The sequence below is a fragment of the Chryseobacterium candidae genome (genome assembly GCF_004916905.1).
GTDB lineage: Bacteria > Bacteroidota > Bacteroidia > Flavobacteriales > Weeksellaceae > Chryseobacterium > Chryseobacterium candidae.
Window position 1 is genome coordinate 214,985 of record NZ_SDLV01000010.1, and the last position, 14,123, is coordinate 229,107.

Consider the following 14,123-nt stretch of genomic DNA (forward strand, 5'->3'; position numbering starts at 1 on the left):
GACCGAAAAATAAAAGGATATCAGACAAAAGATGTCGGATAACAGACCTCAAAATCTAACTTCTGACACCTTCAATCTAACATCAATAAAATACTCATGAAAGTTTTAGCAAACGACGGAATTTCAAAAGCAGGAGAAAATACTCTAAAAGAGGCAGGAATTGAAATTCTCGACAATAGAGTGGCTCAGGATCACGTTATTAATTTTATCAACGATAATAATGTGGATGTTCTTCTGGTAAGAAGTGCAACGAAAGTAAGACAGGATCTGATGGATGCGTGTCCCGGCCTTAAAATTATCGGAAGAGGCGGTATCGGAATGGATAATATTGATGTAGAATATGCCAAAAGTAAAGGTATCAAAGTAATCAATACACCTACAGCATCTTCAAAATCAGTGGCAGAACTGGTTTTTGGCCACTTTATTTCACTGGCGAGATTCCTTCACGAATCTAACAGACTAATGCCTCTGGAAGGAGAAACTCACTTCAACGCCATGAAAAAGTCATTCAGCAATGCCTATGAACTTTCAGGAAAAACATTAGGAGTTATCGGTTTTGGAAGTATTGGTCAGGAAGTTGTAAAAATAGGAATTGCTTTGGGAATGAAAGTAACCGTTCTGACCAGAAGCCCGAAAACAGAAGTTCTTACGCTGAACTTCTTCGACGGACAGTCTGTGAACTTTGAAATCACCTCCACCAATGATATGGATGCATTCCTTAAAGAGGCGGATTTCATCAGTATCAATACGCCGAAAACAAATGAGTATATTATAGATACCCCTCAGTTTGAAAAAATGAAAGATGGTGTCTATATTGTAAATACTGCAAGAGGAGGTGTCATCAATGAAGTGACCCTTATCGATTATATCGAATCAGGAAAAGTAGCAGGAGCAGCATTGGATGTTTTTGAAAATGAACCGAACCCTGAACTACCGCTGCTGATGAACCCTGCATTATCACTTTCACCTCATGTAGGAGGCAATACAGTGGATGCGCAAGAGAAAATCGGTATCGAACTTGCAGAACAAATTATTAAGCTACAAAAAGAAACTATAAGATAAATATGCCTGTTTTTAAACCTTTCCGTGGAATAAGACCTCATAGAGACTTTGAGAGTACTTTCCCTACCCATCCACTGGATAATTTCACCCAGGAAGAGATCGCAGAGAAGGCTCAAGTTGAAAATACTTACATCAATATGATTAAACCTTATGTTGTAAGTAAATCCAAAGATATTGACCGAAACCTTCGAAAGATCCGTTCTACCTTTGAAGAACTTCTGGAAGAAAAGAAATTGGTCCAGGACAATTCGTCTTACTATCTTTATGAGCAGATCTACCCCAACAAACAGATGTTCAGAGGACTTCTGGGGTTGGCAAGTATTGAAGATTTCTGGAATGGAAAAATCAAAAGACATGAAAGTACCATCCCTCAGAAAAAGGAAAAACTGGCTCACTACCTTGAAAAAGTAAACCTGCAGGCAGAACCTGTACTTCTTACCTACCCTGCCAATTCAAAAATTGAATTGCTGATGAACCATGAGGAAAAAAATGTTCCTATCTTCAATCATGTGGATTCTATGGGGATCAGACATAAAATCTGGAGAATAGACAATCGTCTGAAGCTACAGCAGTTTAAAGAAGTTATTGATCAGATTGATTCATTTTATATTGCTGACGGACACCATAGAATTGGTTCTACAGCAATGAATGCCAAACATCATAAGGAGAAAAACAAAAAACATAATGGTACAGAGCTTTACAACTTTGTATATAGTTTCATTGTTTCCAACCAGTCGATAAAGATTCATGATTACAACAGAATCTTACATGATCTGAATGGTATTTCTCCGGCAGATTTCCTGAAAGAACTTGAGAAATATTTCCTGATTCACGAAAAAGGAGAAGCATCATACTACCCTTCTCAAAAATTCCATATTTCAATGTATATGGATGGGAAGTTCTATTCTCTTCACGTGAAGCACGATCTTCGCTCCAAAGAAATGTCTCTGGATAATCTGGATCACCATCTTTTAGATAAGTATATTTTCAAAAATATTCTGAAAATTGAAGATCCTGACAGCTCTGAACTCATCTCTTACGTAAAAGGAACGTCAAACATTAATGGAATCAATCTTTTAAAAGAAAAAGTAGACAATGGTGAAGGTAAGGTTGGTTTCGGAATTTATCCTGTAAGTTTTAATGATATGATTAAAATTTCAGACCTGAAATTAAGCATGCCTCCAAAATGTACATTTATTGAGCCAAAATTAATTACAGCTCTTTTAATGTACGATATGAAACCTTAATAAATTCCTATTTTTTCCCTACTTTTATCAACGGAAAAGATAAGTAAATAATAAATGAAAAAAATATTCATTATACTTCCACTCTTTTTGAGTGGATTTTTATTTTCTCAAAAAAAGCCACAAAAAAACCCGGCAAAAAAAGGGACTATTGCCAGATTTAACTATCATGATGAATTCCGAAAAATTTCAGATGAAATTATGACCAACGGCACTGCTTATGATAATCTCGGGGAACTTACCAAAGGCATAGGCCCACGCTTCAGTGCAACTCCCGGATATGCAAAAGCCGTAGAATGGGCAGAAAAAAAGTTCAAAGAAATCGGGATTAATATGATCTGGAGACAGGAAGCCAAAGCACCAGTCTGGATCAGAGGAAAAGAATCTTTACAAATCAAATCCGGAAATGGAGATTGGAAAAGCATCAGAATGCTTTCTTTCGGAAATTCTGAAGGAACAGGCGGAAAAGATCTTGTGGGCGAAATCGTTTTAATCAATTCCACATCAGAGCTGAATGCCATGTCAATAGGCCAGTTAAAAGATAAAATAGTTTTTGTGAATGTTCCTATGGATCCGAAAATTATTAATACAAGTGATTCCTATTTACAGGCCGCAAAATCAAAACTAATTTCCGCTTCAGTAATTGCTAAAACAGGTGCAAAAGCATTAATCATAAGATCATTGACAACAGCCAATGATGATACTCCTCATGCCAAGATGATTTACTACGAACCTGATGATAAAGTTAAAATTCCGGCTTTATCAATTGGTGTAAGATCTGCAGATGAGTTGGAGAAGACATTAAAGAAGCAAAAAGTTACGGCTAAAATCAACATGACCGCCGAATCAAAAGGTGATACTACAAACCCCAATATCATTGCTGAAATTCAGGGTAAAAAAGATTCTAAAGTAATTGTTTTAGGTGCTCAGCTTGATTCTTGGGACGTTGGCGAAGGTGCAGTGGATGATGGAACAGGAGTTGTGCAGTGCATCGAAGTATTAAGGACACTGAAAGCGCTTGGATATGAAAACAACCACACTATCCGTGTCGTTCTGTACGCCAACAGTGAAAACGGAGGACAAGGCCGTGAGATGTATGCTGCTTATGTAAAAAAGAAAGACGAAAAACATGTATTTGCCTTAGGGACTGATGCGGGAGGATATTCTCCACGAGGTTTCTCTTTGGACATGTCACCTCAGAGAAGAAGACTGGTGTATCCCTGGAAAGAATATTTTCTTCCTTATGGGGTTTATGATTTCGACCAGACAGAAGCCATTCAGGATATTTCACCTTTAAAAAAACTGGATATTCCTTTAGCAGAACTTGTCGTGGACACACAGAGGTATTTTGATTATCACCACTCCGAACAGGATACTTTTGACAAAGTAAATAAAAGGGAGCTTCTTCTCGGAGCAGTCGCCATCACACAGATGATTTTTATGGTTGATAAAAACTGGTAACAATGAAAAAGATAGCAGGAACGGCATTATTATTTTTCGGAATGGCTGTTTTTGACCAGACTAAAGAAGATTATATCCAGTTCAGAAAAATCTCAACAGAAATCCTGAACAACGGAAAAGGTTACCATGAGCTGAAAGAGAAACATATTTTCGCCCTGAATCTGATGCCGGAGGTTTTTCTCCACGTGGAATGAATGTATACGAAAATGAATGAACCTCAATTAAACCAGATCAAAAGATCGCTATTTTAACGGCCACCATACCGAACAGGATACTTTTGAAAAAGTGAACCGAAGAGAATTACTATTAGGTTCTGCGGTGATGACACAACTTATTTATATGACTGATAAAAATTGGTAAACAATGAAAAAGATACTAGGAACTTCATTATTGCTTTTTGGAATGGTTGCTTTTGGCCAGTCTAAAGAAGATTCTGTCCAGTTCAGAAAAATTTCTACAGAAATTCTGAACAACGGAAAAGGATATACAGAGCTGAAAGAGCTTACAAAAAATATAGGCCACCGCTTAAGCGGATCCGAGGCCTATGAAAAATCTGTTAAATGGGCAGAACAGAAACTTCGTGATGCCGGAGCTGATAAAGTATGGCTTCAGGAAGTCATGATTCCGGTATGGGAAAGAGGAAAAGAATCTCTGAACATTCAAACCTCCAGTGGAAAATGGAAAAGCCTTAAAATGCTTTCCCTTGGGAATTCTGAAGGAACCGGCGGAAAAGATGTTTCCGGAGAAATCATCATGGTGAAATCTATGGAAGAATATGACAAACTTCCTGCTGAAAAAGTGAAAGATAAAATAGTATTCTTCAACTACCCTTTCAGCCAGTCATTTGTAGAGACTTTCAAAGCCTATGGTGATGCTTCAAAATACAGAACAACAGCAGCTTCGTTAACAGCTAAAAAAGGAGGAAAATTTGCCATCGTAAGATCTTTGTCTTCTGCTTTTGATGACGTGCCTCACACCGGAGCAATGCGCTATGAAGAGAAAGTTTCCAAAATACCTGCGATAGCCATCGGAAGTACGACCGCAGATGAACTGGAGGCCTTACTGAAAAGCCAGAAAGTTACGGCAAAACTTAACTCCAACTGTGGAATGAAAGGAGAAAAACTATCCCATTCTGTGATTGGAGAAATTACGGGTAAAAAGGATCAGAGTGTGATTGTTGTTGGTGGACACCTTGATTCCTGGGATGTTGGTGAAGGTGCTCATGATGACGGAGCCGGAATTGTACAAAGCATTGAAGTTTTGAGAACCTTTAAAAAGTTAGGCATTCAGAATAACCACACCATCAGAGTGGTCTGCTTCGCCAATGAAGAAAACGGAGTAAAAGGCGGAATTCAATATGGAAAAACCGTAAAAGAGAAAAACGAAAAACATCTCTTTGCGATAGAAACAGATGCCGGAGGTTTTGCACCGAGAGGAATTGCCCTGGATATGGATGATGCGAAAAGAAATCAGATCAAAAGCTGGTCGAATTTATTCCTTCCCTACGGAGTTTACAATTTTGAAGAGCGATTTTCAGGAACAGATCTTTATCCGCTTCACGATATGGGAATTCCGGCAGCCGAGCTAATGCCGGATTCGCAGCGATATTTCGATATTCATCACACGGAAGAAGATACTTTCGAAAAGGTGAACCGAAGAGAACTTTTACTGGGAGCCACTGCTTTGACTCAGATTATTTATATGATTGATAAAAACTGGTAAAATATGAAACCGTCTGTAAAGGCGGTTTTCTTATTATAATATTATATCACTCTTTAATTCAATAGGAACGGAATTTATTTTTTAATCAATGAATTTCACATTATTCCATTAGTGAAATTTGTGGAAAAATATTGGTGGTATTTGTGGTTATTAAAATTAAACACAAATTACACTAATGATTTCACGAATAACACAAATTCAATAGAAACGGACTATAATCATCAGCTTACACGAAGGAAGCCTGTTTATCTTTATAGAAATCTACCACCTGCTTTAACCAAAACATAGAACTAATTTGTTTAAAAAGCTGTGATCTTTCAAATAAAAAACTACTCTAAAATCTGCGTGATATTATTTCACAATCAGTAGTTACCTATTAAATGATCTTTTAAATCTTCCTCATTCATTTTTTCATTATTCTACAAATATTTTAAGTTACATAAAAATATAATCTCACCGTAATATTTTCTTCACTTCAGATCATTCAAGTTTAAAAATAGAAAATTTTTCTTTGTTTAAGGAAATAATAGATGAAAACATTCTTCAATACTGACCTCATCAATCCCGTGAAACAAAGTGTTAATCGCAAAAACAGAACTTTGGCATGATATTGGCATCTGATTTTGTGAAAAAAATTTTAAAAAAACACTAAGGATGAAAAAAAAGGTTTTCTGTGGATTTTCAGTTTTTCCACCGATTCAAATTCATATCTAGTATATGATCCTTTTTTTTCTACGATGCCTTAAAAGATACGGGTCCGTGATTAGCTAACCCCCGTTAGTTTTTCACAGCAGTTTTGCACCCCCGTATCTAACTGGTATCACAATAACCAAGAATCTTTATTGATTCGAAAAAACAAAAATATCCCGGACTTTGTGCCCGGTGTTATGATATAAATAAATGGCAAAGTCATCGTGAACCTTAGCCCAGTAAAGGAATTTATTCTTTTTACCGTGATGAGTGTGCCTTTATACTATAAATTAATGTATAACCCTTAAAATGTTAGTAATGATGAGAGACTTTTTTGAAATGATTTTTAAGAGAAATGAAGATGCTGCAAAATTGCATATATGGAGCCTAATGCTGGTGTTGAGTTTTGCTGCATTTTCAGTGTTGGTATACGCCTTAAAACCAAGCTTTAACAGCTTAATTATATACCTGACGGCATTTGCCGCTTATATCGGGTTTGGCCTTGTATTCATCAGTTCTTTAGCGGGAACGCGTATGAAGAAAAGATAGCAGAACATATAACTTTTCAATTTATTTTACTGAGAAAACCGTCCTTTTTTGGGGGCGGTTTTTGTTTATAGTCTTACCTCATTTAGTATTATAAATAAGAATCCAGTAATTCCTAACAAAAAAAGCTACTCCTTCCGGAGCAGCTTCCGATAACAAAGTTATCTTAACATCGTAAAAACTTATTCTTTAAACAGATCCTTTCTCATTTCTTCAAGGATTTTCCTGATTTCTGATTTCTTCTTCAACCTTTTTCAACAAGCTCTTCTCTGAAAGTTTAGCAGAGGGCTTTTATTCCAAAGGCTTCGTCTGTTTTTGCAAATTCAGGATGCATACCGTGTTCTTTACACACTTCAGATTCTATTTCGTTCTTTATCTCAGTGTAGTTCAGGTCAAACATATTCTTGTATTTTGTTCTTTTAATTGCATGATAAAGATAGAAGTAATAAAGACTTGCCGAAATCCGTATTTCTACGGTATTTACAAAACAAAAAACTGCTTTTTCAAGCCATATAATCTCAACTATAAAAGCTAATGCTTAACCCCTTTAGAATTTATCCAGAATTTTCTTCGGTAAAACGTTCAAAAGTTCTTTCTTATATTGCTTTTCAAGAATCACAAATTTCCATGCTTTTTTATCTTTTGAAACTGCACAGGCCTTCATATTGGCATTGATGAGATACGAACCTTCATTGGCCAGATATTTAACATTATTTGCACCATATTTAGCTGTTAAAGCACTGTTCATTTTCTTTTTTATTTCATCGTTTAATGAACTGACATTACATTTCAGTTTCAAAAAATAATGGGTAATAGAAAAATATTCACCGGTAATGAGTTCAGGTTTTTCAATATTTCCAAACTTCAGATCCTGTACTTCAATTTTCATGAATGGATTGTTATAGGTCATATTCAAAATCTGCGTCATTTGTTCTTTTGAAACTATAGTGAAGTACTTTGGATATATACAGCTTACTGCCTGATCTATCTGTTTAGATTGAATACCGTTTATAAAATAGGTAAGCGACTTTTTTATCGCAGCGTCATCAGGATTTGCCTTAGTCTGCGAAAAAGTCATAGACGACAGCAGAACGAACAGAAACAGAAGCGATTTGGTTTTCATTTTTTTGATTGTTACGAGTTTTAAGATTAATTTGTATCAGAAAAACAATCAGCCTTTCCAGATAGTCAATGGGTCGTAATCTGTACGCCAATCGTTACAGAATGTATTTAAGTCCAATAAAAAAAGCCATCCTTTCGGACGGCTTTTGATACTATGCTGAAGATTCAGTTATTTCACTTTTACAAGCTCAACATCGAAAACTAACCAGGAGTTTGGCGGGATCACTCCTCCTGCTCCTCTTTCGCCGTAAGCCATTGCAGGCGGGATCAATAATGTAGCAGTTTCACCTTCTTTCAATAAAAGGATACCTTCATCCCATCCTTTGATTACTCTTCCCATTCCGATTGGAATTTCGATTGGCTCGTTTCTCTTGAATGAAGAATCGAATTCAGTTCCGTCTACCAATTTACCTGCATAATGTACAGATACGTTATCACCCGCTTTAGGAGCTTTTCCGTCAGCTGTTTTTGTAATTTTATAGTAAAGACCTGATTCAGTTTTTTGCATACCAGCTTTTAGGTTTTCCACCAATTTCTCCTGGTTAGCTTTGAATTCTTCTTCTCTTTTCTTCTTTTCAGCTTCTTCTTTAGCGATAAAAGCTTTATTGTTTTCTGCAATTTTAGCTTTTCCTTCATTGAAAGTTTTAGCCGCATCGTAGTGCTTGTACTCGTCACCTTTGCTGAAAACAGAAACTTTTTCTAAAACGATATCAGTTTTAGGTTTATCCTGAGCTCCTTTCTCAACGTTGGCAATCGCATCAATCACATCATTTCCTTTTACCACTTTTCCGAAGATCGTGTGTCTTCCGTCTAACCAAGGTGTAGCTACTTCAGTAATGAAGAATTGAGAACCGTTGGTATTGGGTCCAGAGTTCGCCATAGAAAGAATACCTTTTCCTGTATGCTTAAGATCGTTTTTCTCATCCTCGAATTTATATCCGGGATCTCCCATTCCAGTTCCCTGAGGATCACCTCCCTGGATCATAAAATCTTTGATTACTCTGTGGAAAATAGTTCCGTCATAGTAAGGAACTCCTTTAGCCTTGGCTTTGTTGTCGATTTTCCCTTCTGCAAGACCGATAAAGTTGGCTACAGTTACTGGTGCTTTCTTGTCCTCAAACTTTACAATTAAGTTACCTTTTGTAGTTTGAAGATTGGCATAAAGTCCGTCATTAAGACCTTCGTAAGTTTCTTTGTCTACGTTCATTTTTTTATAAATTGGGGTACAACTCATCAGCGAAATACTTACCGCTGCCAGAATTATATTCTTGTTAAACAATTTCATATTTTTATAAAGCTTTTAATTTTATGATTAATGGAATATCGTTGTCTATTTTCTTTTCGTCTCCGTAAGTTCCGTAGGCCAAAGAAGACGGCACCAAAAGTGTTACTTCCTCTCCATCATGTATAAAACGCAAAGCGTTCTCCACTGCTCTCAGTTCATCAAAGTGCCCGAATCTGGCATCTCTTCTTTCAAAAGGCTGATCATAGATTTTAGTCTGATCAAAATCATACAGATCATAAGAATAGGAAATTGTAGTTTCATCTTTCCTTCTTTCCCTTTGATCATAACCTTCTACCGTTACCCAATAATTAAGCTGTGTTGGATAATACTTTACAGACTGGCCGCTGATCCAATCCTGAATCTGCCCACGTTCTATAATGTTAAGATTTTTCATCCTGTTCTTAGAAACATCCAGATCTTTCTGACTCAAAACACCACCTACAGGAGGATGGGCCGTCTGTGCATTTCTGTTGCAGCTCAACAGGCTTATGGCTGATATGAAGATTATTTTTTTCATAAACTTTTGCGAAAATACACATTTCGCGAATCAATTACAAAACTTGACACACAAATATGTAAATGTTGTAATGTATTGATCTCCGCTAAAACGCTTTGTAAATTTTACGTGAATACTTCAATACGAAAAAGCCGGGAAAACCCGGCTTTCATATCGTTATATCAATAGTATTACACTGTTTCCAATACGTGATCTACCATCACTCTCCATCCGAACGGATCTTCAGACAAGTTGGTCTGCAAGTCTACCAAATCTTTCTTAAGAAGAGCCGCATAGCTTTCATCATCAGATAATCTTGGAAGTTCAAGTTTTTCTCCCTGATATCCTAATGCCTGGAACTGAGTGGTTACTACTGCTGTACCTACTCCCCATACTTCTTTAAGCTCACCTTTCTTTAAAGCTTCAATTACTGTTTTCACAGGAATTGGTTCTACTTTTACTTCGATACCTCTTTTCTTAGCTAACTGAATGAAGCTGTCTCTTGTTACTCCGTCAAGGATTTTCTCAGATGTCGGAGGGGTATAAATTGTATCGTTAATTCTTACAAACACATTCATTGTACCACTCTCTTCGAAATATTCGTGAGTAGCATCATCAGTCCAGATGATTTGCTCATACCCTTCTTCAATCGCCAACTGTGTTGGATAGAAAGAAGCCGCATAGTTACCTGCAGCTTTTGCAGAACCTACACCTCCGTTTGCCGCTCTTGAATAGTGATCAGAAATTTTCACAGATACCGGCTCAGAATAATAGCTCTTTGCAGGTGTTGCAACAATGGCAAACATATATTTATTAGATACTCTTGCTTTCAAAGCTTCCTCAGTGGCAAAAATCAAAGGTCTGATATAAAGTGACATTCCTTCCCCCTGTGGAATCCACTCTCTGTCAATATCTACCAAAGCTTTCAATCCGTCTAAAAACATTTCTTCAGTCACTTCCGGCATAGCAAGACGCTTCGCTGACTTGTTGATACGTTCAAAATTCTTTTCAGGCCTGAAAAGGAAAACCTGCCCGTCTTTGTCTTTATAGGCTTTCATACCTTCAAAACAAGCTTGTCCATAATTTACTCCCATCATGGCAGGTGTAAATGGAATCGGACCGTAAGGAACTAATTTTACATCACCCCATTTTCCGTTTTCATACTCACAAATGATCATATGATCAATGAAAGTACCACCAAATGAAAAATTGTTAGGGTCAAATGTAGAAATTCTGGAGTTTTCAGTTTTTTGAATTATCATTTTTTAAAATTTTTACGATGTTCTACAAATTTAACATAATTTTCTAAATATAAAAATTTTAGAGTAAATTTGACAAAAAAATAGCTTGAAAAGAGAAATAAAGACCACTAACGACGGTAGCAAAACATTGTTTATCAATGATTTAAATGAGAACTATCATTCTCATCACGGAGCCCTGCAGGAAGCCGAACACGTGTTTATCAAAAATGGACTTAATTTAGTAAATGATTGCGAAATTAATATTTTAGAACTCGGTTTTGGAACAGGTTTGAATGTTTTGGTAACAATTAATGAATATTTAAAAACTGACAAAAATCATGTCATCAATTATTTTTCGCTGGAAAAATACCCCATAAATGAATCCGAAGTTAAGGATTTGGCTTACTTTGAACTTTTCGATAACCCAGAGTTTAAAAATATTTATCAGAAAATTCATCTGGCAGATTGGGAAAAGTCAGTAGAAATCATTAGTGGATTCAATTTAAAAAAGATAGAATGTGATTTTTTCGATCTGAAAGACATTGATCTGCCAAAAATAAACCTTGTTTACTTTGACTGTTTTGGAGCCAGAGTACAGCCAGATCTTTGGGAAAAGCCATTATTTGAAATGGTTTCTGACAAAATGGCCATTAACGGATTATTAACTACCTACTCTTCTAAAGGCAGTGTGAGAAGAATCCTTCAGGAACTGAATTTCCAGGTTGAGAAAAAGCAGGGACCTCCTGGAAAGAGAGAGATGATTAATGCTATCAAATTATAGGATGGAGGATGGAAGTTGGATGTTGGGTGTTTACAGCCCGCTGCTTAATTAATTTGATTTTTTATTTAAAAATAACAATATATATAATATATGGTACTTCCACTTTATTAAGAATGAATAGTGTTAAAACTTCCTGCTTCGCACTTCCAGCTTTTTCTCAACAAAATTTCTTACATTAGCTATACAAATATTATACATTATATATATGATAGATAAGATCAACATTAGAGTGTATGCGTGTGCAGTAAAAGATAAACAAGTTCTGACTTTATTTGAGGAATATGCCGGCGAACCTTTAATGAAATTTCCGGGGGGTGGATTAGAATTCGGTGAAGGCGTACTGGAATGCCTGCATCGTGAGTTTGATGAAGAACTTAACGTGAAGATCAATGTTCTGGAACATCTTTATACTCAGGAAAACTTTCTTGTATCCCGTTTCAGAGAGAATGAGCAGCTTCTTACCATATATTATATAGTAGATATTGTTAACGAGGAAGATTTCATTATTTTGGACCCCTGCATCGAAAAAACAGAATGGATTGATATAGACAGACCAGATAATCCCTTCCCTCTTCCAATAGATAAGATTGTATTCGATAAACTAAAAGAAAAATTCCTGTAAGTGTTCTTACAGGAATTTATATTATTTCTTTACTTTAAAATCATTGGCTCCTGAATAAGGCTGCAGATAACCTGAGTTCCAGTTGGATTGCAGTAATGATTCTATAAATTCATCACTTCTGTTAGTGTGAGGATTATAGCGTTCTTTCAGATCAATATCAGCCATTTTTCCTTTTACATTCCACCAGAAAGCACTCCATCCGCCTCTTAATTCCTTGATAATTTCAAATACATTTTTACCGGTTGCCCTATTCATCAGCTTTGCAAAAACCTGCCCTTCGGTAGTCGTAAGATCTCTTAATTGTTTTTCATATTGGTCAGCAAGCATATTCTGTCTTTCTCTTACAAATTTTCTTTTGGCTTTACTGTCCATGTCATTCATATCTTTCTGGATATCTCTGTACTGCTGGAGTGCAGTAACAAACAAAGGATAAACTCTGTACAGCTTTTTATTCAGGAAGTAATAGTAATTCTTATCCAGCTGGTTATTAAATCGTGGTTTATTTACTAAAACCAACTCATCTAAAACGACTACAGGCTCACCATTGATTTCATATACCTTAATCTTCTGCTGTTCGTCATAATAATATTTATTACCAAACTCATCCACTTTCAGGGATTCAGGCGGGTACTGATTAAGCGGTTTTGCGACAATACCATCCTTCTGGCCAAAAACATTGACTCCAAAAAAGAGAATAAAAAGGCAGATAGTCTTACTAAAATTCATTATTTTTACACTTATAACAACGAAAATTAAACGCAAAAATCATTCCTTTTTATGAAATTTGAAAAGAAATCTTTGAAATTTTTAGAGAAATATTTAAACACTTCATCACCAACCGGTTACGAACATAAAGGACAGGAAGTCTGGATGGACTACATCAGACCTTATGTAGACAAAGTAGAAGTAGATCATTATGGAACCTGTTATGGGATCATCAATCCTGAAGCTGAATTTAAAGTAGTAATTGAAGCACATGCTGATGAAATCTCATGGTACGTCAATTATATTACGGATGACGGATTGATCTACGTGATCAGAAACGGAGGTTCTGACCAGACGATTGCTCCTTCAAAAGTTGTTCATATTCACGGTGAAAACGGAATTGTAAAAGGAGTATTCGGATGGCCGGCTATTCACACAAGAACCAATCAAAATGAACCTACTCCAAAAATCGAAAATATCTTTATCGACTGTGGCGCTACTTCTAAAAAGGAAGTAGAAGAAATGGGAATCTTTGTAGGATGTATGATCACTTACCCGGATGAATTCTTTGAAATGAATGACAGATATTTTGTCTGCAGAGCTCTGGACAACAGAATCGGTGGTTTCATGATTGCTGAAGTTGCCAGACTTTTAAAGGAAAATAAGAAATCTATCCCATTCGGACTTTATATTACAAACTCTGTGCAGGAAGAAGTAGGTTTATACGGCGCGGATATGATTGCTGACACCATCAAACCGAATATTGCTATCGTAACTGACGTTACCCATGATACTACCACTCCGATGATTGAAAAGAAAAAAGAAGGAGATCAGAAATGTGGTGCCGGACCGGTCGTATTTTTTGCACCAAGTGTTCATCATACCATCAGAGAGTTAATTATTGATACTGCGAAGACCAAGAAAATACCTTTCCAAAGAGCTGCCGCCAGCCGAGCTACCGGAACTGACACAGATGCTTTTGCCCATTCTAACGGCGGAGTACCAAGTGCTTTAATTTCCTTACCTTTGCGCTATATGCATACTACGGTTGAAATGGTATCTAAAGAAGATGTAGGTAATGTAATCAAACTCATCTATGAAACGGTTCTTAAGATCAAGCCGGAAATGAAGCTGAAGTACCATTAA

15 protein-coding genes are annotated in these 14,123 nt (G+C 36.4%); 9 read left to right on the forward strand and 6 right to left on the reverse strand.

Annotation, left to right across the window (positions count from 1 at the left end; all coding sequences use genetic code 11):
- The first annotated feature begins 96 nt into the window (after window positions 1–96).
- The 6 genes from EK417_RS05800 to EK417_RS05825 all read left to right on the forward strand — a co-directional run bounded on the left by EK417_RS05800 (window position 97) and on the right by EK417_RS05825 (window position 6,728).
- Window positions 97–1,062, forward strand: a complete 966-nt coding sequence (locus tag EK417_RS05800) for a D-2-hydroxyacid dehydrogenase (RefSeq protein WP_136521589.1) — start codon at window positions 97–99, stop codon at window positions 1,060–1,062.
- Window positions 1,063–1,064: 2 nt separating this feature from the next.
- Window positions 1,065–2,309: a DUF1015 domain-containing protein gene (locus EK417_RS05805; protein ID WP_076594470.1), complete on the forward strand. Its 1,245-nt coding sequence runs from the start codon at window positions 1,065–1,067 to the stop codon at window positions 2,307–2,309.
- A gap of 54 nt (window positions 2,310–2,363) precedes the next feature.
- Window positions 2,364–3,767 (forward strand): M28 family peptidase, encoded by a 1,404-nt coding sequence (locus EK417_RS05810; RefSeq protein WP_136521590.1) that lies wholly within the window; start codon window positions 2,364–2,366, stop codon window positions 3,765–3,767.
- Window positions 3,768–3,769: 2 nt separating this feature from the next.
- Window positions 3,770–3,961 (forward strand): hypothetical protein, encoded by a 192-nt coding sequence (locus EK417_RS05815; protein ID WP_136521591.1) that lies wholly within the window; start codon window positions 3,770–3,772, stop codon window positions 3,959–3,961.
- Window positions 3,962–4,130: 169 nt separating this feature from the next.
- Window positions 4,131–5,489 carry a M20/M25/M40 family metallo-hydrolase gene (locus EK417_RS05820; RefSeq protein WP_136521592.1) on the forward strand — a complete coding sequence of 453 codons (1,359 nt, stop codon included), beginning with the start codon at window positions 4,131–4,133 and terminating at the stop codon, window positions 5,487–5,489.
- 1,008 nt (window positions 5,490–6,497) lie between these two features.
- Window positions 6,498–6,728: a hypothetical protein gene (locus EK417_RS05825; protein WP_136521593.1), complete on the forward strand. Its 231-nt coding sequence runs from the start codon at window positions 6,498–6,500 to the stop codon at window positions 6,726–6,728.
- Between the two features lie 274 nt (window positions 6,729–7,002).
- Here the strand turns inward: EK417_RS05825 and EK417_RS21520 are convergent, their stop codons facing one another.
- The 5 genes from EK417_RS21520 to EK417_RS05845 all read right to left on the reverse strand — a co-directional run bounded on the left by EK417_RS21520 (window position 7,003) and on the right by EK417_RS05845 (window position 10,890).
- Window positions 7,003–7,125, reverse strand: coding sequence for a hypothetical protein (locus EK417_RS21520; protein ID WP_262709811.1), 123 nt, complete (start codon window positions 7,123–7,125; stop codon window positions 7,003–7,005).
- 147 nt (window positions 7,126–7,272) lie between these two features.
- Window positions 7,273–7,848, reverse strand: a complete 576-nt coding sequence (locus EK417_RS05830; RefSeq protein WP_110365982.1) for a hypothetical protein — start codon at window positions 7,846–7,848, stop codon at window positions 7,273–7,275.
- A gap of 168 nt (window positions 7,849–8,016) precedes the next feature.
- Entirely contained in the window at window positions 8,017–9,054 is a 1,038-nt protein-coding gene (locus EK417_RS05835; protein WP_228402413.1) for a peptidylprolyl isomerase, read from the reverse strand.
- Between the two features lie 82 nt (window positions 9,055–9,136).
- On the reverse strand, window positions 9,137–9,649 hold the full coding sequence (locus EK417_RS05840; protein ID WP_110365981.1) for an FKBP-type peptidyl-prolyl cis-trans isomerase: 513 nt from the start codon (window positions 9,647–9,649) through the stop codon (window positions 9,137–9,139).
- 170 nt (window positions 9,650–9,819) lie between these two features.
- Window positions 9,820–10,890, reverse strand: coding sequence for a branched-chain amino acid aminotransferase (locus tag EK417_RS05845; protein WP_076594464.1), 1,071 nt, complete (start codon window positions 10,888–10,890; stop codon window positions 9,820–9,822).
- An 85-nt stretch (window positions 10,891–10,975) separates the two neighbouring features.
- On the opposite strand from EK417_RS05845, the gene mnmC2 reads away from it, so the two are divergent.
- Both mnmC2 and EK417_RS05855 read left to right on the forward strand, forming a co-directional pair.
- Window positions 10,976–11,650 carry a tRNA (5-methylaminomethyl-2-thiouridine)(34)-methyltransferase MnmC2 gene (gene mnmC2, locus EK417_RS05850; RefSeq protein ID WP_136521594.1) on the forward strand — a complete coding sequence of 225 codons (675 nt, stop codon included), beginning with the start codon at window positions 10,976–10,978 and terminating at the stop codon, window positions 11,648–11,650.
- A 205-nt stretch (window positions 11,651–11,855) separates the two neighbouring features.
- Complete coding sequence (locus EK417_RS05855) at window positions 11,856–12,272, forward strand: NUDIX domain-containing protein (RefSeq protein WP_110365978.1); 417 nt, start codon at window positions 11,856–11,858, stop codon at window positions 12,270–12,272.
- Between the two features lie 21 nt (window positions 12,273–12,293).
- On the opposite strand, the gene EK417_RS05860 is transcribed toward EK417_RS05855, so the two are convergent.
- Entirely contained in the window at window positions 12,294–12,998 is a 705-nt protein-coding gene (locus EK417_RS05860; protein WP_076594461.1) for a DUF4294 domain-containing protein, read from the reverse strand.
- A 51-nt stretch (window positions 12,999–13,049) separates the two neighbouring features.
- Here EK417_RS05860 and chrP point away from each other — a divergent pair, with 51 nt between their 5' ends.
- Window positions 13,050–14,123, forward strand: coding sequence for a chryseobasin maturation metalloprotease ChrP (chrP, locus tag EK417_RS05865; RefSeq protein WP_136521595.1), 1,074 nt, complete (start codon window positions 13,050–13,052; stop codon window positions 14,121–14,123).